Source organism: Colwellia sp. KU-HH00111, from assembly GCF_040362745.1.
GTDB lineage: Bacteria > Pseudomonadota > Gammaproteobacteria > Enterobacterales > Alteromonadaceae > Colwellia.
In genome coordinates, this window is sequence record NZ_BAABWO010000001.1 from 585,022 (window position 1) to 607,319 (window position 22,298).

The 22,298-nt window shown below is 37.6% G+C and carries 18 protein-coding genes; 6 read left to right on the plus strand and 12 right to left on the minus strand.

The features are described 5' to 3' along the window. Nucleotides 1–26: 26 nt before the first annotated feature. From ABXG98_RS02565 to ABXG98_RS02585, 5 genes are all read left to right on the plus strand, one after another. Nucleotides 27–1,982: a flagellin N-terminal helical domain-containing protein gene (locus ABXG98_RS02565; protein ID WP_353537110.1), complete on the plus strand. Its 1,956-nt coding sequence runs from the start codon at nt 27–29 to the stop codon at nt 1,980–1,982. Nucleotides 1,983–2,370: 388 nt separating this feature from the next. Further along, entirely contained in the window at nt 2,371–4,374 is a 2,004-nt protein-coding gene (locus tag ABXG98_RS02570; protein ID WP_353537111.1) for a flagellin N-terminal helical domain-containing protein, read from the plus strand. 161 nt (nt 4,375–4,535) lie between these two features. Further along, entirely contained in the window at nt 4,536–4,952 is a 417-nt protein-coding gene (locus tag ABXG98_RS02575) for a flagellar protein FlaG (protein ID WP_353537112.1), read from the plus strand. 165 nt (nt 4,953–5,117) lie between these two features. Then, nucleotides 5,118–7,193: a flagellar filament capping protein FliD gene (gene fliD, locus ABXG98_RS02580; protein WP_353537113.1), complete on the plus strand. Its 2,076-nt coding sequence runs from the start codon at nt 5,118–5,120 to the stop codon at nt 7,191–7,193. A gap of 151 nt (nt 7,194–7,344) precedes the next feature. Further along, nucleotides 7,345–9,342: a motility associated factor glycosyltransferase family protein gene (locus ABXG98_RS02585; protein WP_353537114.1), complete on the plus strand. Its 1,998-nt coding sequence runs from the start codon at nt 7,345–7,347 to the stop codon at nt 9,340–9,342. An 86-nt stretch (nt 9,343–9,428) separates the two neighbouring features. Here ABXG98_RS02585 and ABXG98_RS02590 read toward each other — a convergent pair whose 3' ends face one another. The 12 genes from ABXG98_RS02590 to fliS form a co-directional block, all read right to left on the minus strand. Next, nucleotides 9,429–10,124, minus strand: coding sequence for a PIG-L deacetylase family protein (locus tag ABXG98_RS02590; protein ID WP_353537115.1), 696 nt, complete (start codon nt 10,122–10,124; stop codon nt 9,429–9,431). After that, the gene (gene pseI / locus ABXG98_RS02595; protein ID WP_353537116.1) at nt 10,117–11,193 is read right to left on the minus strand and encodes a pseudaminic acid synthase; all 1,077 of its coding nucleotides are present in this window, start codon (nt 11,191–11,193) and stop codon (nt 10,117–10,119) included. Before pseI ends, ABXG98_RS02590 begins: the two co-directional genes overlap by 8 nt. A 48-nt stretch (nt 11,194–11,241) precedes the next feature. Then, the gene (locus ABXG98_RS02600; RefSeq protein WP_353537117.1) at nt 11,242–11,922 is read right to left on the minus strand and encodes a formyl transferase; all 681 of its coding nucleotides are present in this window, start codon (nt 11,920–11,922) and stop codon (nt 11,242–11,244) included. Further along, nucleotides 11,915–13,543, minus strand: coding sequence for a UDP-2,4-diacetamido-2,4,6-trideoxy-beta-L-altropyranose hydrolase (gene pseG, locus ABXG98_RS02605; RefSeq protein ID WP_353537118.1), 1,629 nt, complete (start codon nt 13,541–13,543; stop codon nt 11,915–11,917). The genes ABXG98_RS02600 and pseG overlap by 8 nt, the downstream gene beginning before the upstream one ends. A 2-nt stretch (nt 13,544–13,545) precedes the next feature. Then, nucleotides 13,546–14,829: an aminotransferase class III-fold pyridoxal phosphate-dependent enzyme gene (locus tag ABXG98_RS02610; protein ID WP_353537119.1), complete on the minus strand. Its 1,284-nt coding sequence runs from the start codon at nt 14,827–14,829 to the stop codon at nt 13,546–13,548. Further along, a complete protein-coding gene (locus tag ABXG98_RS02615; RefSeq protein WP_353537120.1) occupies nt 14,822–15,589 on the minus strand; it encodes a cytidylyltransferase domain-containing protein in 768 nt (255 codons plus the stop codon). Before ABXG98_RS02615 ends, ABXG98_RS02610 begins: the two co-directional genes overlap by 8 nt. Next, nucleotides 15,579–16,169 (minus strand): GNAT family N-acetyltransferase, encoded by a 591-nt coding sequence (locus ABXG98_RS02620; RefSeq protein WP_353537121.1) that lies wholly within the window; start codon nt 16,167–16,169, stop codon nt 15,579–15,581. Before ABXG98_RS02620 ends, ABXG98_RS02615 begins: the two co-directional genes overlap by 11 nt. A gap of 12 nt (nt 16,170–16,181) precedes the next feature. After that, nucleotides 16,182–17,042: an aldo/keto reductase gene (locus ABXG98_RS02625; RefSeq protein ID WP_353537122.1), complete on the minus strand. Its 861-nt coding sequence runs from the start codon at nt 17,040–17,042 to the stop codon at nt 16,182–16,184. Further along, the gene (gene pseC / locus ABXG98_RS02630) at nt 17,039–18,190 is read right to left on the minus strand and encodes a UDP-4-amino-4,6-dideoxy-N-acetyl-beta-L-altrosamine transaminase (RefSeq protein WP_353537454.1); all 1,152 of its coding nucleotides are present in this window, start codon (nt 18,188–18,190) and stop codon (nt 17,039–17,041) included. The genes ABXG98_RS02625 and pseC overlap by 4 nt, the downstream gene beginning before the upstream one ends. Before the next feature lie 18 nt (nt 18,191–18,208). Then, nucleotides 18,209–19,210, minus strand: a complete 1,002-nt coding sequence (pseB, locus tag ABXG98_RS02635) for a UDP-N-acetylglucosamine 4,6-dehydratase (inverting) (RefSeq protein WP_353537123.1) — start codon at nt 19,208–19,210, stop codon at nt 18,209–18,211. Nucleotides 19,211–19,681: 471 nt separating this feature from the next. After that, complete coding sequence (gene fliT / locus ABXG98_RS02640) at nt 19,682–19,981, minus strand: flagellar protein FliT (RefSeq protein ID WP_353537124.1); 300 nt, start codon at nt 19,979–19,981, stop codon at nt 19,682–19,684. A gap of 26 nt (nt 19,982–20,007) precedes the next feature. After that, nucleotides 20,008–20,400 carry a flagellar export chaperone FliS gene (gene fliS / locus ABXG98_RS02645; protein ID WP_353537125.1) on the minus strand — a complete coding sequence of 131 codons (393 nt, stop codon included), beginning with the start codon at nt 20,398–20,400 and terminating at the stop codon, nt 20,008–20,010. 330 nt (nt 20,401–20,730) lie between these two features. On the opposite strand from fliS, the gene ABXG98_RS02650 reads away from it, so the two are divergent. Beyond that, nucleotides 20,731–22,230 (plus strand): sigma-54 dependent transcriptional regulator, encoded by a 1,500-nt coding sequence (locus ABXG98_RS02650; RefSeq protein WP_353537126.1) that lies wholly within the window; start codon nt 20,731–20,733, stop codon nt 22,228–22,230. Nucleotides 22,231–22,298 lie beyond the last annotated feature (68 nt).

Below are 22,298 nucleotides of genomic sequence, written 5' to 3' on the forward strand. Positions count from 1 at the left end.
AGAAAAGAAGATAATAGGAGCTAACCATGCCACAGATTATTAATACTAATATAATGTCGCTAAATTCACAGCGCCAATTGAATAAATCTCAATTGATGCAGAATGAAGCCATGGAGCGTTTGTCTTCTGGACTTCGAGTTAATAGTGCGAAAGATGATGCTGCTGGTCTTGCCATTGCTACCGGTATGGAATCACAAATACGTGGTATCAACCAAGCAGTGCGTAATGCCAATGACGGTATTTCAATGTCGCAAACTGCAGAAGGTGCGATGGATGAAATGACCAGCATTTTACAACGTATTCGTGAACTATCGATTCAGTCTGCGAATGACACTAACTCAGCATCGAACCGCCAATCAATTCAAGCAGAGGTTGATCAACTCTATGATGAGTTAGATCGCATCGCCAACGTAACACAGTTTAATGGGGTTAACGTTCTTGATGGCAGTATCGGCTCAACTACCTTACAAATTGGCGCTAACGCGGGTGAAAACTTAACCTTTGCCATTGATTCTGTCACCACCAGAGATTTAAACCTTAATGCCGTTTCTGGTTTAGGCGAGCTTAACGGTGGCCGTGTTAATAACGGTAGTGCCATTAATGCCGATGATATCACTATTAATGGTGTTGGACTGGGTGGTATTGCCACAGGCGCTAATCGGGCTATTTTAATTGAAACTGAAATTAATAGTAAATCAGGTATTTCAGGTGTAACAGCGTCTGCTTATAACGTCGTTGAAGGTGTTGGCGGTCAAACAGGTGTTAGCTCTGGTCTACAAGTAAACGGTGTAACCTTAGGCTCTACTGGCTCTATGAAGGATCTAGTTGACACTATTAATAGAGATGTGCCCGGTGTCGTTGCTTCTGTCGGTAATAATGGCTCGTTAGTGCTTTCAAATGATACGGGTGCTGACATAGTTATTGGCGCAAATGGTTCACAAGTAGGTTTACCTAATACAGATACTTTCCGTGGTTTCATCGCGTTAACTAGCGCAGATCAAACCGCTGTTGAAGTAAGTACAGGTACAGCAGCAACATCAACAGCTAGCCAAGTTCAACAAATTGGTTTTAACTTAGTTGAAGGGTCAGACAAGCTTACTGGTGGTGAGGTAACTGCTGTAGCAATTACTGGCGCTGACGGGATTCAAATAAACGGCATCGACTTAGGCGAAGTTACAGGGACTTCAGCTGCAGATAAAGCCTTTGCTATAAATACTATTTCAGGCGAGACTGGAGTCACTGCTAGTGCGACTACTGAAGTGAAATATGAAGTGGTTTTCCCTGGTACAACAAACAGTAACTTAACCTTAAATGGCACCGTCATTGCCTTAGGTGCAGGTGTTGTTTCGCTTGATGATGTGGTTTCAACCATCAATAGTTCAGGTATTCAAGGGGTTGTTGCTACTGCTGATGCTACTACCGGCTCTATTATTTTAACATCACAGTCAGGCAGCGATATTAGTGTGACCACAGATGATGCTGCATCACTACATGATGGTACTGCATTCCTTGGTGTAGGTGTGGCAGATGTTACTCTAGGGGATATCACCTTAACAGGCGAAAATGGTAAAGATGTTATTGTTACTAGTACTGCTGCTTCAGAAGCGGCAAAAGATACGGCATTAGGAAAACTAGGCTTAATTGATTTTGGTGGTAGTGCATCAGCCATCGGCACTGGTTTAAGCGTGTTAACGGTCGCAAACGCAGAAAACACCATTGAACGTATCGATTCGGCGCTTGAGCAAATTTCGAATTCACGTGCAGAGTTAGGTGCGGTGCAAAACCGTTTAGCATCTACTATTTCTAATCTAGAAAACGTTTCGCAAAATTTATCTGCATCTAAATCTCGTATTGTTGATGCTGACTTTGCTGCTGAAACATCTAAGCTAAGTAAAGCGCAAATTTTGCAACAAGCAGGTACTGCTATGTTATCGCAAGCCAATGCAAGTACGCAAAACGTGTTGTCTTTATTGCAGGGTTAATAAGGGCAAGGTTAATAGGGGCAAGGTTAAATATATGAAGTTGTGGGTTAGACTTCAGTCTGACAACTGGGCGCTAATAACAAGCGCCTAACAACAATCGCAATAAATGATGCCCTACAGGTTAAATAATAAATTATATTAACCATTAACCATTAACCATTAACCATTAACCATTAACTATTAAAGCCAAGCCACTGCTTGGCTTTGTTGTATTCATGTCTCCTGAAATCCCCTCGAATTTTACTTGGTTTTTAAGTTTTTTTATTTTATTTGTAAAAAAGGTTAAAGAAAAAATAAAAGCGTCCGATAAAGTTTGTAAGTCAGATAATTGACATAACTCATTCTTCAGACTTTTCTGTTGATTTTTATGAAAACCTAGGAGCTTATTATGCCTCAAGTAGTTAATACCAATGTAATGTCGCTAAACGCGCAACGCCAACTAAACAAATCGCAATTAATGCAAAGTAGTGCGATGGAACGTTTGTCTTCTGGTTTACGAATCAACAGTGCGAAAGATGATGCTGCTGGTTTGGCAATCTCGACAGGCATGTCTTCTCAAGTTCGTGGTTTGAACCAAGCGGTTCGTAACGCAAATGACGGTGTGTCAATGGCACAAACCGCTGAAGGGTCTATGGACGAAATGACCAATATCCTTCAACGTATGCGTGAGCTAAGTGTTCAAGCGGCTAACGATACTAACTCAGATTCTAACAGAGCTTCTATCCAAATTGAGATAGACCAACTTTATTCAGAATTAGACCGTATCGCCGAAACCACCTCATTTAACGGCACTAATTTATTAGATGGCTCTAACAAATCAACCAATTTACAAATTGGGGCAGAGTCAGGACAATCATTGTCATTTTCTATTGACGCTGTAACCACTAAAGACTTAAACCTAAATGCGGTTTCTGGCTTAGGTGAGTTAAACGGTGGTCGAGCAAATACTACCACAGCGATGACATCTACAGCTGTAAATTTAAACGGTGTCACTTTATCGGGTACTGGCGCAGCAGGTGCTAATATGGCAACAGATGTTGCATCAATGGTTAATGCAAAAACTGGTTTAACAGGTGTTACAGCATCAGCTTATAACACAGTTGAAGGTACTGCAGGTCAAACAGGGGTTACCTCAGGTTTAACGATTAATGGCCAAGCTATTAACTCAAATGGTAGTAGTGGTGGTACAGGTAGTATGACTGACTTAGTTGATACTATAAACCGCGATGTTTCTGGTGTAACAGCATCCTTAAACACTTCTGGAGCATTGGTTTTATCTAATGACACCGGTAATCAAATTGATATTGGTGGTACTATTGCAGGATCAGGTCTAGTTGTTGATGATTATCAAGGTTTTGTCTCATTGAGTAGCGCTGACGGCAGTGAAATATCATTTGCGGCAAATACACCGACAGTAACAGAAGCCGTTGGTAGTGCCCAAATTCAACAAATGGGCTTTATGATTGGTGCTGGCTCAGATAAATTAACAGGTAGTGCAGTAGGCTCAGTTGCTGTTTTAGCAACGGATGGTATACAAATTAACGGTGTAGATTTAGGTGCAGTAACAGGCACTACCGCGGCTGATAAAGCATTCGCGATTAATGCTATTTCTGATGAAACAGGTGTTAGTGCTTCTGCGACGACTGAAGTTAAGTATGAGGTTAATATTACCGGTATTCAGGCTGAAACAGCTTTAGTTATTAATGGTGTTTCGTTAGATTTTACTCAAGCAGCGGGTATTTCAGTAGATTCTTTAGATGAGTTAGTTGCAGGCATTAATGCTGCTGGCATCCAAGGTGTTGTTGCTACTGCCGATAATACAACAGGTAGTTTAGTATTAACTTCGCAAGCAGGTTCTGATATTGATATTTATGCAACAACAGGAACCGGCGCTAATGCAGTGTTCGACGGCCAAACTATTGGTGGTGCAGGTAATACTGCTCATACAGCAGGCTCTATTACGTTAACAGGTAAAGATGGCGCTGATGTATTAATAACAAGTAATGCAACAACGCAAGCAACTCAAGATACAGCGTTGGCTAAAATTGGTGTAACCCAAGTGGGTGGTAGTACTGCTTCAATTGGTGTAGGCTTAAGTGTAGCGAGTGTAGCGGGTGCAAATAACACCATTGAACGTATTGATGATGCGCTTGAAAAAATTGGTGATGGTCGAGCAAATTTAGGTGCAATTCAAAACCGCTTAGGCTCAACCATTTCGAACTTACAAAACGTATCGCAAAATATTTCAGCTGCGAACTCTCGTATTCGAGATGCCGACTTTGCCGTTGAAACATCAATGTTAAGTAAATCGCAAATATTACAACAAGCAGGTACTGCAATGTTGTCTCAAGCAAATGCCTCAACACAAAACGTGTTGTCGTTATTAGGTTAGGATTTGATGACTAGCTGATGATAAAAAACTTCTCGGTTAGCCCGAGAAGTTTTAGTCATTTATAGGTAAAGATAAAAAATTACCTAAATAAAGTACAAATAGTAAAAGAACAGATAATATAATGGAATAAATGGTTTTTTCATAATATAGAGGTGAGAATCATGATTGATAATACTTCGTCAGCAACTGATGCAGGCAGCCTTACTCCACAAGCAAAGGCTAGTGCTGCTAGTCTTGCTCAAACGGCTAATATCTCCGGACAAATAAAAACAGATGTTATCGCCCCAGATAAGGTGGTTACTCAAGTTAACAAAGTGCAAGAAGACAAGGAAAGTAAACAAAGTAGCGAAGCTAAAACAAAAGATACTGCACAGGTTGTTGAAAAATTAAATGCGTTTGTACAATTAGCGCATCGCGATGTGGTTTTTGCTGTTGATGAACAAAGTGGTCGTGATGTTATTTCGGTATTTGAAGCCGAAACTCAAGAATTGATCAGACAAATACCAAGTGAAGAAGCTTTGGCTATACTAAAGAGAATGGATAAAGCATTAGGTTTGCTTTTTAGTGAAAAAGTTTAGTAGCGCTTAAAATAGTGATTTTTTGGTAAGAATATTGCATTTAATTTCACATAAATAGGAATTGATTTTTGATGATTTAGCATGATGTGTAATCTAGTAGTGTCATGAAAAGCAATACTACAACACATTACAAATAAGCCCTTTGGTAGGGAATAGGAGTTTTCTATGGCAGCAATTACATCGACTGGGCTAGGCTCTGGTTTAGAAGTTAACAATATTGTTACCGCAATAATTGATGCTGAGAAAGTCCCTGTTCAAAGTAAGATAGATCGCGATACTGAACTTGCCACCGCTCAAATATCTGCATTTGGCAGTATAAATAGCGCCTTATCTACTTTTAAAGACTCCTATAAAGACTTATCAAAAACTTCAAGCTTTTCAGCAGTGAGTATTAGTTCTTCCGATGAAGATGTGTTGACAGCTACTGCAGGTATAGGTGCACAAACGGGTGTTTTTGACATAGAAGTGTTAGAAAAAGCCCAGGCGCAAAGTGTTGCAACTGCTGCGTTTAGCAGTGCCAATGATACTATCGGTACAGGTACCTTAACCATTCGCTACGGTTCATACGAAACTGGTTCTTTTGCCGTGAATGCAGATACCACCATTCAAACCATTACCTTAGACTCTTCTAACAACACCCTGACTAGCTTACGTGATAGTTTAAATGCCGATGAAAATAATGGCTTGTCAGCGTCAATCATTAATGATGGTTCGGGTTATCGCTTAGTGTTAAATAGTGATAGAACCGGTGAAAATTATGCCATGGAAATTACTGCGAGTGATGATGACGGTAATGATACTGACAATACAAGCGGCATTTCCCGGTTGATTTATAATGACACCACTAAAAATGCCACGCAAACAGTTGCTGCTAATGATGCTGAAATTGTACTTAACGGTATAACTATTACCCGTGATACTAACACTATTGATAGTGTGATAACTGGTGTGACAGTTGAATTGCAAGATACCAAACCAGGCAGTAATATCCGTTTAAATATTAACAGCGATACTTCAACAGTTGAATCACAAATAAAAGCATTTGTTAGCAATTACAATACGTTAATCGCTAATTTGAATGAATTTAGTAAAGTGGATTCAAATAATGGTCAAAAAGGGGTGTTAGCAGGTGATGGTACGGTTAGAAGTATTGAAACTCAACTTAGAGGGGTGTTAAATAATCGTTTAGATCATTTAACGGGAACCATTAAAAGCTTTGCCAATTTAGGGATTTTTACCAACCGAGACGGCACCATTGAAATTAATGAATCTAACTCAGCATTGCCTAAATTTTCAGACGTTGTAAAAAATAATATTGCAGATATTGCCGACTTTTTTACTGCTTCAGGAACCGCTACCGATACACAGATTGACTTTACCAGCTCAAACTCTCTCACTCAGCCTGGTACTTATGATATTGAGGTTACTCAGTTAGCAACCCGAGGTTCTTTAACTGGCACCACAGTAAATAATTTAACTATTGGTGCAACTAACGATACCTTTAAAGTGCGTATAGATGGTGTGCTATCAAATGATGTTGTTTTAGCCAATCAAACCTATGCGTCATTGTCTGATTTATTGGCTGAAATGCAATCTAAAATAAATTCAGATAGCACATTTATCGATAAAGGGGTGAGTGTTGTATTAACTGAAGATGCAGGAAAGATTAAAGTTGAGTCAAGCCAATATGGCTCAGGTTCAACGGTTGCATTTACTGAAGTAGGCTCTACCTTTCTAGCCGATTTAGGTATCGATGTACAACAAGGTATCGCGGGGCTAGATGCTGAGGGTAAAATTGATGGCGTTGACGCTTTTGGTGATGGTCAATTCTTATTATCTGAAAGTGGTGATTCAGCGGGGATAAAAATTGAAGTCTTGGGCGGAGCTATCGGCAGTAGAGGAACTGTGACTTACTCTGAAGGTAGTACAAAAATCATGAATGACCTGCTTTTAAGTATGATAGATGATCAAATCTCTAGTTCAAGTGGCGATGTAAACTCTTCAACCGTTGACAATGCGCCACCTTCAACAATGCTTGATAGTAAAACAGATGCATTATATAAAAAGATTGAACAATTAGATCGCCAAGAAGAAGATCTTAAATTGCGCATGGATAAATATGAAGCGCGTTTGTTCAAACAATTTAATGCCATGGATAGTGCTGTTGCAGCCTTAAATGCTACGTTGGGTAGCCTGACCTCTATGTTAGATCAATTACCCGGTTACACTAATGAAAATTAGCATCAAATTAGTGATTCAATAAATTTTCAGTTTTTCTCCAATTGAGCCAACCAAAGCTAGCACAGTAGTTTTTTATGGCTCATATTTTGCTTTATCTTGATGATTAAGAGTATTATTACTCAGTGTCAACTTTTTGTTATCAGGGATACCCATGCCACAGATTTCCGACCTTGAACTAGATATTCAAACAAAGCTTTTACGTGCTACTTTTCTAACCAATATGGCAGTGATGAAAAAATTCATGCCGGAAATATTTGAGTTTTATCAAAATTACAGCCCAACTAGAGTAAAACTCACCTTTGATCATAATGGTGAAGTCAATATGGTTTCTGACGGTTCACTGGTTTATAAAGATCATGCAAAAGCAAACAGCTACCAACAGGCTGATGAGTTTTATGAAAATCCGCGGTTGTTTTCCTATAGTCTTAGCAAGGACGGTAATAATTTATTTGAACACGAAAGAGCGCTATTTGATATTTATCGTAAGCGAGAAGAAGAAAAGCCAGACTCAAGTTATAATTTACTAGCCCATGAAAAGCATATGGATTTATTATCAATGATTGGAGTAGGATTAGGTTTTCATATAGAGCGTTTATTTCAGTTATGCGATGTTCGCTGTTTCTATTTATATGAGCCAGATCCTGATTGTTTCTTTTGTGCAATGCATTGTGTAGATTTCGGTCCATTAATTGAAAAATGTTTTAGTCTTGGGGGAGCATTTACGATCAAACTAGGAGGGAACCAAAATCAGTATGTGAATGGTTTAAATGAATTTTTAGTTACTCATGGTTTTTCTAATATTGCGCGATTTTTCAATTATCGCCATTACCGGAGTGAGGCTACCGATGCAACTTTTCAGCGTATTTTTGAATTAGCTTACCGTTTCAGCAGTGGTTGGGGTTTTTTTGAAGATGAAATTATCAGCGTGGACCATACCATAGCTAATGCAAATGAAGGATACGGCTTTATCCTGAAAAAAGACTATTTTAAAAATAAGCTTGCAGACAAGCCTGTTTTCATTATTGGCAATGGTCCTTCTTTAGACGAAACCATTGATTACATCAAAGAAAATGAAGCTAATTCAGTTGTTTTCTCTTGTGGTACAGCGCTTAAATCAATATTAGATGCTGGTATCACGCCAGATTTTCATATTGAAATGGAACGGACACCAGAGTTGTATGAGTGGGTAGACTCAGTGGGGCATAAAGATAAGTTAAAGAAAATCAACATAATAGCATTGAACACTGTATATACTAAAATATTGAAGCTCTTTAAAAATGCTTATTTGTTATCTAAGCCAAAAGACGGTGGAATGGATTTTCTTTATGAATATTTAGAGGCTGATAAATATCCTGCGGTCGATGCTTGTAACCCAACAGTATCTAATGCAGCAACAGCGGCAGCAGTATATTTAGGCTTTAAAACCATGTATTTATTTGGTGTTGATTATGGCTGGATTGATGAAGAGCATCATCACTCTAAAGGCAGTGTATATTACCAGAAAGGCTCTCATGCAGAACGTAAAACGATGACTGCTGATATGAAAGTAGCCGGTAACTTTGAAGAGGAAGTGTCAACAATACAACACTTTGATAACTCAAGAGCGTCTCTGGAAATTCTATTAGAGAAAAATCCAGATATAACGTGTTATAACTGTAGTAATGGTGCAAAAATAGAGTTAAGTCACCCTCTGAGATTTACCGATATAGAAGTGTTGGAGAATATTAAAGCTAAAGAAAGTTCACTAGAAAACTTACTTAGTCACGCTTTTTCTCAACGAGAACTCAGCGAATATGATTTGTCTGTTTTATTTGAAGATAAGATAAAGTTTTTAAAGCAGATAATAGATATGACAGTATCCATCACTTCAGTGAAAATTGAATCTCGGCTACATTTAACGCAATTATTTTCGAATCAACATAAATATATTGCTAGCTTTAAATTACAAAAAGAAACTCAAGTACTTCATCGTTTTTTACAAGGAACCGTGAACTATTTTCAGTCAAACATTATGACGAATGCTTATTGTTACCAAGATAAAGAACAGCAGCTAGCGTTTATTAATTTCGCATTAGATAAATTCCACTCACATCTGTACTTTTTACTTGAAAAACTTGTTAAAAACAGAAAAGCGGCTAGGGTCAGTTGATCTTTGCTGGTTATTTTTGCAGCAGTTTATTAACCTTTTATACAATGCAGAGCTTATGTTGTATAGTTGTTCTACTCTAATAAGAGTTAATTTATTAGGCGAATTAACATGAACGCTTCTGCGGATTCAACACCAATACTACTGCCTCGTACTTTGTTCAAATAATCAATCGCTTCTATTGAACGAGTATGAGGGTAGGGCTTCATTTCATTTTGATACTTCTCCAGTAACAGCTGTTTTTCTTTATTGTAGCGACTGATATCAACAAAATAGTTTGGTAAGAAAGGGGCACTCATACTTATTGATGCCCATTCTGTGCTTGAGTTAACTTCAAATGAAAGTATTTTTTTCACCGAAGTATTGGGTTGAGGGCGACAAGCAGTTAACACAGCTTGGTGAACAATACGGTGATCTATATTTAAATCGCCACCGTGGTGGGTATAAATTATGGTTGGTTTATATTCCTTGATAACTGGCTCAATAACTTGTGCCACTTCAATTAGAGGGATCTGATCCATGCCGTTATCAGGAAAAGCATGGTTGTAAAATGTGCTAACGTCAAGTTGATGGCATGCTTGTTTTTGGGCTGATAACCTATCTATGCTTGCAACAGGATCACTTGCTCTTGCTCCAACACCATCTGTCATATAGATAATGCGAACTTCGTCGCCATTATCACTGTGTTTTAACAGGGTTCCACCACAACCAATGGCTTCATCATCGGCATGGGCAACAATCACGAGTACTTTTTCTGTTTTAGCTAATTGAGGGGTACTATTCACTGATTAACTCCCATGTCACTGGAGTACCACGGTGAATATCGCAAGTGGCGGTAGCTCCTATTACATCAAGGTAAAATTTAGGGGCAAGTCCTGCTCCAGGTCTTATCCTCCTGACATGTTCACTAGTGATAACAGTACCTTGCTTTATGTCTTTGACAAAAAATAATGACCGTCTAAATTTTAAATTGTCCAGTTCAGCTGGCTTTCTATCGTAACTCGCCGTGCCAAGAGATTGCCATGCAAGTTTGCTGTGTTCAACTAGTTGCTTCAATTCATCCGGCTCGAGCGAAAATTCACTATCGGGTCCCTTATCCTCTCGACTAAGCGTGATATGTTTTTCAATAACACATGCGCCAAGGGCTACAGCAGTAATGGCAACATTGGTTCCTAAAGTGTGATCTGAAAGTCCAGGAATAACTTGCCAACGTTGAGCAATATCATTGATAGTATGCAAGTTACTCTGTTCAATGGGCGCTGGGTATGAGCTAATGCAATGTAATAATACCAAATTTGTACAACCTGAATTTTTTGCTGTTTCAACTAGGTCATTAATTTCTTCTTCATCAGCCATGCCAGTTGAAATAATTAAGGGTTTGCCCGTTTTTGCTACCTTTTCAATTAAAGGAAGATCTGTTGCTTCAAAAGAAGCTATTTTATAAGCAGGGCAATCAAGAGATTCTAATAAGTCGACTGCGCTTTCATCAAAGGGGGTACTAAATACGGTGATACCAATTTTTCTAGCATGATCAAACATGGCTTTGTGCCATTCATAAGGGGTTTGAGCCCATTGGTAAAGTTTATATAAATTGTAGCCATCCCATAAGCCTCCATGTATTTGAAAGTGCTCATTGTCACAGTCTATTGTCATTGTATCAGCGCTATAGGTTTGTAACTTTATGGCATTTGCGCCCATTGCTTTTGCCATTTCGATTGTTACTAAGGCTCTTTCTAAAGAGCCATTGTGGTTTGCAGAGAGTTCAGCAATAACATAAGGAGGTTGTTCTGCACCAATTTTGGTACCATCTATGGTAATTTCTGAAGCGAATGTTCCTGTTTTAATTTTTGGCATCGTGTCAGTGCTCTCTCTTTTTTTAGTTTATTAGACCCAGCAAAAAGCTTAGTTTAAATCTGTACCAAAAGTTACTTTAGCGGTTAGTGTGCCATTTTCCAATTTAGCATCTGAAAATTCAAGTTTATTAGAACCTTGCTGTACAAATGCTTTTGGATAGCTTGGCGCATCTAACATGCGTATGAAATCGTATAACTTTTCCACCGATATATCATTTGGTATTTCACTTTGTTCGGGGGTTCTTCTTTCAAAATGTACTATGTCACCTGATTGCTCAATTGGTACCGGCTTTTTGGCAACTATTTCGCTGATCATCTCTGCAACAACGTTAGCTAATTGATTAAAAATATCGTTCGCTGAGCCATTCAGAGCCATGGGGTGCTTTAAGTATACTGGCCCAGCATCTAGCTGCTCAGTCATCTGTAATGCCGATACTTTAGTTTTGCTTAATCCCCTTATTATGAGGTTTTGTAGTGGACTACCTCCACGGCCAAAAGGTACGTCAGTCATATGAAAGCAAACACAGTTCCATTGGGTGTAAATGTCATTTGGTACCAACCAGCTCCAATGGGGAAAAAAGATATAGTCAGGATTAATTTTATTGATTATTTCAATAGTTAAATCATCTTTATCAGTAATTAAGTGCCAATTACCGGTTAATGTTTTACTGTAATGATTAAATGCTTTTATGTTCCAAGGGTGAATAGTAGCCACAATAAAGTTAGACATTGGCTTCTCCTTGTTGGCTGTTGGCTTTCAAGTAATAGCTAATCGGTGATATTTGAGTAAAGCCGGCTCGTGAAAAAAGTTTATGCGAAGCAGCGTTTTTAAGGTGTACTTCAGCAATAATGCCTTGCTCTTTAAAAATTGTCGGTATTAATTCCAGTGCTTTTTGCGCAAAATTTTTGCCCTGTTGTTTAGGTGAGATAATTATGGAAACTAACCAGCGTGCATCTACTTTGACTTTAAACTTCGTTAGAATGTCTAGTCTAACTAAACCAATGGATTGTCGCTTTTGATTATTTGGTTGAACAAGCTTAATCATATATAAATGCTTATTTTCGTTTTTCAAAGTAGCCTTAAGCCAATCACAATGTTGTTGCCATTTTACGGGTTCTGGATTGTGAAAATATTTTCGTATCTCAGTATTTGATTGCCATTGAAATATGTCAAAGCAATCGTCAAGTACGGCTTTTTGCAAACGAACACTCATGGATGTATTGTTGGCTATAACATCAACAACCTTGTTGACTCCTAAACCATCACAGCAATTAAAACTGCAATTAACCATTTTTAGGTAATTACTTCTATTATGCATTAATTGGTTGAGCGATGTTTCGAAATCTTTATAAGTTAATTTAACATGGTGACCAAGATTTTTGATAGCGCCTGCTTGAGATAAGCTTTCATTTAAGAAGTCTTGGTTTACAGCACTGACAATAGATAAGCTAGGCAAGCCTAAGCAACAACGTTCCCAGGCAGTTGCGCCAGAAGAACCAATAGCAATATCAGCCATTAACATCAGCTTAGCCATGGATTCTGGTTGGGTAACCACTGTGATCCAGTTATGATTTGCACTCACTGCTTTGAGGTTGTTTAAAAATATTGAGCTTGGGTTTGCAACTAAAGTTACGTTTATACCTTGGTTTGTTTGTTGAAATTGAATTAACCAAATTAACAGTGTTTCAGCGATATTGTCGGGATCTGTTCCGCCCATGGAAATTAGAATATGGTTAACTACTGACGTTTGCTTTCTTTTTGTTTGTGCTAACGGCCGATTTAGTAAAAACTCATCGCGGAGCATAATAAAGTCAGCGCCAAGTAGTAATTGGCAGTCTTTTGGCACTAAGTCTTTGTAATCACAATACTTACGACCTAACGTTTGATCTAATAATATATCACACTCATGCGCTCGGTTGGCTAGGTCATCTATAACCATTATTTTTCTTGGTTGTAAGTATTTTTTGATTAATTGTTGCCACTGTATATCTAAGCTGTAGTGATCAACAATTAAGAGGTCAATACTGATACCGTTTAGTTGTTTTTTACATTCTTTGGCGTCATCTATGGCACTACACCCCAACCAAAATTTATCGTTGGTCTGATGTTCTATGTTAATAGTTGGTTTGGCTAACAAAACTAACTCAAAGCCGGATTGTTCAATTAAATGATTGATATTTCCTTGATGATTTCTAGATAAAAAGAGGGTTCTAATACTCAGAGCTTTCATTTTTTTTGCTAAGGTCAAACATCGCATCACATGACCAGTACCCATTCGACTGGATGAATCTACTCGAATAGCTATGGTTGTTAGATTGCTCCCTTGGCTAGAAGGTGTGTGCTTGGTCATTGTTATCGAACCTTAAATAACGGTTGAAGTACTTCTCCCTGAAATATTTCATCAAAATTTTGCTTGCTAATGGTTTCAGATAATAAAGGTAAAATTTCACGATAAGCGTTAAGTAATTTGTCAATATCCTGGCTTTGGTGAGCATAATTTAGGTTATGCCCTCCGCCAAGTAATATTCCTCTTTGAGCCATTTCTTGTAGAAATAAAGATTTTAGTTGCCAACTTGTGTATGGTGCACAATCTAAAATTTGAAGAAATGACCAACTAGGGTGTCCACATATCTTCAGCCAACTAGGGTTTCCCATTGCCTTGAGGGTTTGTTGCAACCCATGAATAAGCTGTTCCCCCATGGCATGAATATGCGGGATAACATTCTGAGTCTTAATTTTGTTCAATGTCGCTTTTGTTGCTGCTAGAGACAAAGTTTCCCCAGCAAAAGTGCCTGAGAAGAAGATATCTTCCATTAGCATCATGATACTTTTACGACCAACAACAGCTGAAATAGGGTAGCCATTAGCCATGCCTTTGCCAAAGGTAGCTAAATCAGGAGTGACGCCAAACAGTTCTTGCGCGCCACCTTTAGCAAAGCGAAAACCTGTGATCATTTCATCAAAAATAAGTAAAGCACCATGTTGATGGCATAAAGTTTTAACTTCTTGTAAAAAACGAGCACTAGGGTAGGCCAAGTTCATTGGTTCCATAATAATAGCAGCGAACTTATGTTGTGCTAAGATATGTTTTAATGATTCAATATCGTTATATACAAAGCTATGGGTCAGTGCTTTTGTTGATTCGGGTACCCCTAAATCGCGAGTTGTAGAGCCAATGTACCAATCTTGCCAACCATGATAACCGCAAACCCCTATATGTTCATTGCCAGTATGTGCTCTGGCTAAACGAATAGCTGCAGATGTTGCATCACTACCATTTTTACCAAATCTAACCATTTCGGCGCAAGGTACCATATCAACGATCATTTCTGCTACTTCCATTTCAAGCCTGTGTGGAAGCGAAAAAGTTACACCAGATTTCATTTGTTTAAGAATTGCTGCATCAACATCATTATCGCAATAACCTAGCGAGATAGATAAGAGACCACTCACAAAATCAGTATATTGGTTATTATCCACATCCCACACTTGGCAACCTTCGCCACGTTCAATAAAAAAAGGTGAAACGCCCATAGGATAAGCCGTTTTAGACTTACTAAAGGTTTGTGAGCCAAGCGGAATACTTTGTTCTGCCCGTGTCAATAACTGTTCAGATTGGGTGAATTCTCTATTCAAAACCTTGTTCCTTATCATAAGCAATGGAATTTTCTAAACCTTGATTTCGGTTGAATTTGCTATTCAAATCGGATAATTCCGGCTGTTTTTTTAGCAGGGCTAATACATCTTGCATAGTAAAGTTTGGGTTAATTGGGTATAAATTTTCATATATTGTTTTAATTAATGTAAAGTCACTCGGTTCATCTACAGTCCAACGGTGCTTAGAAAGATCTGGCTGGTATTGAAAATTTATTAATCTAAATAGTTCACTGTGATTGCGCATATACTGGGTAACGTGCTCACGCTCAGAGGGTTTGACGGCCTGCTGCCAACTGACAGTTAGTGCTTTATGGGTAAACACTTCAACATCCAAGCCGTCGGGTAAGCAAGGAGTAAGGCAATTACTGGTATAATCTGCTGCTTGTTTTAGATGTAAATCAATAACCTGATCAATGATAGTCGGCTCTATTAGTGGACAGTCTCCTGTAAGGCGCACTATATGGTCACTTGGAAAAGCCAGCTGTGTTGAATAAAAACGATCGAGTACGTCATTTAAACTGCCTCTAAAACAGGGAATAGCTAATTTATTACATAATTGCTCAATTGCATCATCAGCTTGCTCAACACTGGTGGCAACAATAATGTTGTCAATAAACTCCGCTCTTTTAATGCGTTCAATTTGTAGCGCAAGCATAGGTTTGTTAACGATATCTTTCAACACCTTTCCAGGAAGCCTGGTAGATGAAAGCCGAGCTTGCAAAATGACATTAATGCTCATGAGGGGCCGCTTCTTTTTGATGTGATAAAAATTGTTTAGCCGTGATACCAAGCTTAATCAATGCAACCCCTTGATTGTTAACCAATACATAGTCTTCAACTTCGCCTTCAATTTTATAGCCACATTTTTGAAAAGCTTTAATACTGCCAATATTATTTTGATAAGCACCAGCCATTAGTTTATTTAAGTTGAGTGTTTGAAATGCAAATTCACTGATCAATTGTATTGCTTGAGTAGCAATGCCTTTACCCCAATATTTTTTATTCCCCACTAGTAAGCTTATCTCAGCGCGACGGTGATACCAATTAATTGCCCCAAGTTTTATATTGCCAATATGTAAGTCCTGCTCTTTATCACAAATAGCGAGTAATATTTCGTTAGGGTCACCGTCTTTACTCGTCACAAATTCAGCAATTTTTTCCTTTGATTGCACCACAAAGCGCGTTTCTAAAAATTGATTAACTTGTGGATCATTTAACCATTGATAATAACTGTCGTTAACATCAGTTAAGCAAACATTTCGAAGGTAAATATTGTTATTCTCTAAAAACTTTTTATCATCAAATAAGACTTTTTTCATGGTTTCATTTCCTTAATGCCAGTTACTCGGAATGACCAATTTCTCATTGTCGCAAGCGAATGAAGATAGGTCCTCATTAATTGTTTTAGCGGTTGTGTAGGCACTAATAATTTCTGATAGCTGCTTATCATCACAACATCCAACCACTATTTTATTGATACCGTCATGCTGTAACCCAATAGCTAAGGCTAAGCTTAATGGTGTTACTTTTAATTGTAGGGCTGCCTCTGAAAAACAATTAAAATAGTCTTTAAAAGGAGTGAAGTAGCTCGGTAACTTTTCAGGTGGAACGAGTAATAAGCCTTGTAAAAAAAGTGAGCGACAATGTACTTCTACTCCAATATCAGCCAATTTTTTAAGCCAATTAGTTGTTATAAATCGCTGATCTATTATGTTTAATGGTAGTTGAACAATGTCAATTGGGTAGTGTTTAATGCAAAACTCCAATTGCTCTGGCGTATATACAGAAATACCAATTTTAGATATTTTATTTTTTTGCTTTAATTTGATAAGGGAATTAAAACGACTTTCTGCGAGTGGAGAGCTGATTATATCATCGACTTGATGAAACAATACAGCAGTGAGTTTCTCAATATGAAGTTGCTTTAAGCTTGAATTGACGTATTGATTGACACATGACTCATCACTTTTTAAAGCAGGTATTTTTGTTACTATGTTAAACTGTGAACATAGTGATGTTTTTCCTAAAATACCTTCACTGTTGCCATAAGCCGGTGCTGTGTCTAAAGTGTTGATGTTTTCTTGCTTTGCGAGTGTTAAAATTTTATTTATCTGGCTTGGACATACTTGCCCCTGTACATTGGTAATACCGTAATCTAAACCAAATTGTGCAGTTCCTAGGGCAAGTTTCATACTAAAAGCTTCACTTGTTCAATTATATGTTGTTGTTCTGAACGAGTTAAATTAGGGTATAAGGGTAATGAAATCACCCGTTGATAATATTGCTCAGCATTGGGGAAATCACCTGTTTTAAATCCTATTTGTTGATAATAGGGTTGTAGGTGAACGGGAATATAATGTACGTGAGCACAAATGCCATGTGCTCTTAAGTTCACAATGGCTTGTTTATGCTTTATAGCATTCGCTTCAGGCAATAATATTAAATATAAGTGATAAGCTGACAATTTATCAGTGCTAGGGGTCAGTAGGGTAATATTAGTATTGGCAAAAGCAAGGTTATAGCGAGTAGCCAATTGGTTACGTTGTTTAACAAATTCATCAATTCGTGATAATTGTGATACACCTAAAGCAGCCTGTATATCGTTCATTCGATAATTAAAGCCAAGTAGTAGTTGTTGATAATACCAAGGACCATGGCTTGGCTCTGTCATCTCCTCTGGATTTGCAGTTACCCCATGGCTGCGCAAAGCACGCATACTCTTAGCAAGCATTTTATTATTAGTTAATGCCATGCCACCTTCAGCTGAAGTAATTATTTTTACCGGATGAAAACTAAATACGGTAATGTCGCTATATTGACAACAACCAATAGGAAAGTGTTGATATTTTCCGCCTACAGCATGAGAAGCATCTTCAATTAGTGAAAAATCATATTCTTTAGCAAGCATTTGAATAGATTCCATATCACATGATTGGCCTGCTAAATGTACTGGGATCACCACTTTTGGCAGGCAATTATGTTTTTTAGCCCATTGTAATTTTATTTTTAATGCGTCTACGGACATGTTGCCAGAGCATAAATCGATATCAACAAAATCTACTTTGGCACCACAATAAAGTGCACTATTTGCGGTGGCGATAAACGTAATAGGGCTTGTCCAAACAATATCACCTTTACCAACCCCTAATGCTAAATTAGCAATGTGTAATGCTGAAGTCGCACTATTTACTGCAATTGCATAGTCTGCTTGGCATTTTTCTGATAAGGCTTGTTCAAACAAAGGTACTTGAGGCCCTTGGGTTAACCAATCAGATTGTAATACGCTAATGACACTATCAATATCTTGTTGATTGATATCTTGCTTTCCATAAGGGATCATATTTAAACTCATATAAAGCTATAGATCAGCCAAGGTGTTAAAATTTAATAGCCCATCTTGTGATAAAAATTCATTGTTATTCTTTGAGTTATATTCAAAGCCAGCTTCTACTTGTTTGCCTTTTTCATGTATAGCGTTAACTGTGAAGTCATTACTTCGACTAGAAAAAATAATACTAGGGGCAATTACAAAGTGATCGTCATATTCGTAAGTGTGATATGAGTCATCTGCTGGACACATTATTTCATGGAGTTTTTCTCCAGGTCGGATGCCGATAATTTTTATCGGTAATTCAGGCGCCATGGCTTTAGCTAAATCGATAACTCGCATTGATGGAATTTTAGGAATGAAAATTTCACCACCTAGCATACGTTCAAAATTTTTCAGTACAAAGTCGACACCATCTTGAAGAGTGATCCAAAAACGAGTCATATCGGCATGTGTAACAGGAATTTCAGTGCTTCCTTCGTTAATGAGCTTTTGAAAAAAGGGGACTACTGATCCTCTCGAGCCAACGACATTGCCATAACGAACCACTGAAAAAGTTGTTTTATGTCCACCAGAAATATTATTAGCTGCAACAAATAGCTTGTCTGACACTAACTTAGTTGCGCCGTATAAATTAATAGGGTTTGCTGCTTTATCAGTAGAGAGTGCGATAACTTTTTCTACATTATGCGCTAATGCAGCGGCAATAACATTTTCAGCGCCTTTAATATTGGTTTTGATACATTCCATTGGGTTATATTCTGCGGCAGGAACTTGCTTTAATGCAGCGGCATGAATAACAAAATCGACACCATTCATCGCTTGAGTTAAACGCTCTTTGTCGCGCACATCACCGATAAAGTATCGCATGCAAGGTTGGTTGAACACTTGCTGCATTTCAAATTGTTTTAATTCATCACGGGAATAAATAATTATTTTTTTTGGGGAATAGCGTTCTAGTAGCGTTTTGACATATTTTTTTCCGAAAGAACCTGTACCACCGGTAATCAACACGGTTTTATTAGTAAACATACACTAGTCTCCAAACAGTGTAATGCGCATTTTCGGATCTAAGCAGCAGATTCGAGGTCTAAATGACATTACTTGAGTTTTATATTTTGAATATTTTTTTACTATATATTATAGATTAAAGCATATATATCAAAGCAATAAACATGCCTGAAGAGAGATTAATGGGAAAAAACATGATTACTTAAGAAAACAAACTCAAAACACTGGATAGGCTGCTATTTGCTTGGGAGATAATTGCACTCGATGACTGTTGGATAGTTGACAGACACTTTCTCCGAATAATATTTTTACCTCTGCTGCAAAGGCGTTTCTTTTTGAAGCTTTCAATATTTGTATTTACCGATAAGGACATAAACGCTCTCGACTATTAGCACATTTATGCACTGTTATCGGCAATAGTAATAAGATCTTTAATGTTTTTGTTTGAAAATCATTCAGTCTGGGAGTGAAAGTAGATAGGTAGTTGATGCGCTATTTATATGCTTTCTTAATTTTTGCAGATTGCTTTATTTTTAAAATATCTTGTTTACTTTGTTCGAAAATCTGTTCGCATTGTTCTGTAATGTCAGTTGAAAGTGTAACCAATTGTTGAAATTTGTCACTGACAGCGACAATGTCCTCAGCAGAATAATCAACAAAAAATTGCTTTATTAACTGTTGCCTAATGAGTTCTTTAGACTCAAGCAGATCATAATCTTGTTGGTTAATAACCGTAGCGAGCTGATTAGTTTTAAGTAAAATAAAATCTAAATCACGTTCTATATCTTTCATTGGTGTGAGCTGCCTTCTAAGTTATGTTATGTCGGCTTTACTCTTTTTTCCGAAGGGATAGCGTCCCAGCCTTCTTTAATTTCAGTAATTAGTTTTTTCACTTCCTCTAGTTTTACACCATCATTTTCCAAGTTTGCTTGTAAAAGGCAGCGAACTATATAGTCATACAAATCAAATAACCCTGATGATATTTCCCCGCCTTGTTCCATATCAAGACTGTCTTGTAACTCGCCCACTAAAGCAATTGCTTTGGTGATACATTTACCTTTATTTTCAATCTCATTTCTATCAATTGCACCACTAGCTATGGCGATATTAGCTAAAATGTGTTTGAAAATAATACTGATAAGTTGATGAGGATCAGCGTCAGCAACATTGTCTGTATTGGCATTTCTGTATTTCTTTATTGATGCTCTCATAATGATATTACTCAATTCAATTAAAAGTGTTGTACTGTTAGTTACTATGTACAAGCAACTATCGAGCCAAAAATTATTGTCAGATTTAAAACATAGATTAGAAGTTTAGTACTATCGAACAAATAAACCTTGAGTGCAATAGCAATTTATAAAAGCACGGGTAAATAGGTAAAATTGCTATAAAAACATACGAAAAAAATAAAAGAACCCGATTAATAAGGCATAAGTCAATTTAATGACATGCTAGTGTCAAAAGTTTGTTGCCAATTTATTTGAAAACGCTAGAATTAAATATAGCGTAATACAGCATAAAGAAAAATATAATCAACAATGAGTGATCCTATTTTTATATCAGAACACAAAAAAATTCTTATTATTGATGATGACGACAGCCGCTCTTCGCAGTTGGCTACAGTATTATCTTTTATCGGAGAGCATTTTTTTCAAGGCACTCAAGCACAAGCTTTAGAGCTTCTTGAAAAAAATGAGCACCTGCTGACTGTGATACTTAGTGGTGAACTATCATCTGAAACTATATCACTTGTTAAACGTCACCCTAAAATACCTTTTTTATTGCATGATGTGCTTGATCCCAACTTATTGAATGGCTATGTGAATGTAATTGCGAGTTTATCGACACCTTTAAATTACGCACAACTAACAGAGTTGATTCATCATTGTCATCAATACCATAATAAATTGCCACGTACCTCAGAAAAAATGAGATCAAATGCTTTATTTCGCTCTTTAGTGGGGGTGAGTAAGCCAATGCATGAGGTGCGTTTTTTAATAGAGCAAGTGGCCAAGTCACCAACTAGTGTCTTGGTATTAGGCGAATCTGGCACCGGTAAGGAAGTGGTAGCACGAAATATTCATAACCTATCTGAGCGTGCTAAGGGAAACTTTGTTCCTGTTAACTGTGGCGCTATACCTGCAGAGTTATTGGAAAGTGAATTATTTGGTCATGAAAAAGGTGCGTTTACCGGCGCTATCTCTACCCGAAAAGGTCGTTTTGAATTGGCTGAAGGTGGGACTTTATTTTTAGACGAAATTGGTGACATGCCTCAGCCAATGCAAGTTAAATTATTGCGGGTATTGCAAGAGCGAACGTTTGAGCGAGTTGGCGGCAGCAAAAGTTTAAAAGCCGATGTTCGCATTATTGCCGCAACACACCAAAATTTAGAAAAGATGATCAAAAGCGGTGATTTTAGGGAAGATCTTTTTTATCGATTAAATGTGTTTCCAATCGAGACACCAGCCTTGCGTGATCGAAAAGAAGATATACCACTGTTATTGAAAGAATTATTGACTCGTTTTGAAAGCGAACAAGACAGAACTGTTCGCTTCACTGAAAAAGCAATAGAGTCTTTAATGGAACATCCTTGGGATGGAAATGTGCGTGAATTATCGAATTTAATTGAACGTATGTTAATTATGTATGGTGATCAAATTGTAGATGTGGCGGAGTTACCCCATAAATACCAACATATTGATACCGAAGCTTATACCCCTGAATATCCAGAAGAGCTAAATGAACAAGATGTGATCAATGAATTGTTCTCGGGTTTTGACTACGACGAAGACGATGTTGATGATAAGGACGAAAGTGGCTTAGAAAATGCTTCCCAACTTGACACTCTTGATAGCAGTACTCTACCTTCAGACGGTTTAAATTTAAAAGAACACCTAGCAGAATTAGAAGTTTCACTGATTACCCAATCGTTAACTCGACATGATTTTGTTGTTGCTAGGGCTGCAGAAACTTTAGGGATGCGCAGAACAACGTTAGTTGAAAAAATGCGAAAATATGATTTACAAAAACCAGCATAGCCGAAAACTATAGAATTGAGTGTAAAAGAGATCAATAAAAGGAAATGCTTCGTGGTTAGGAGCATTTT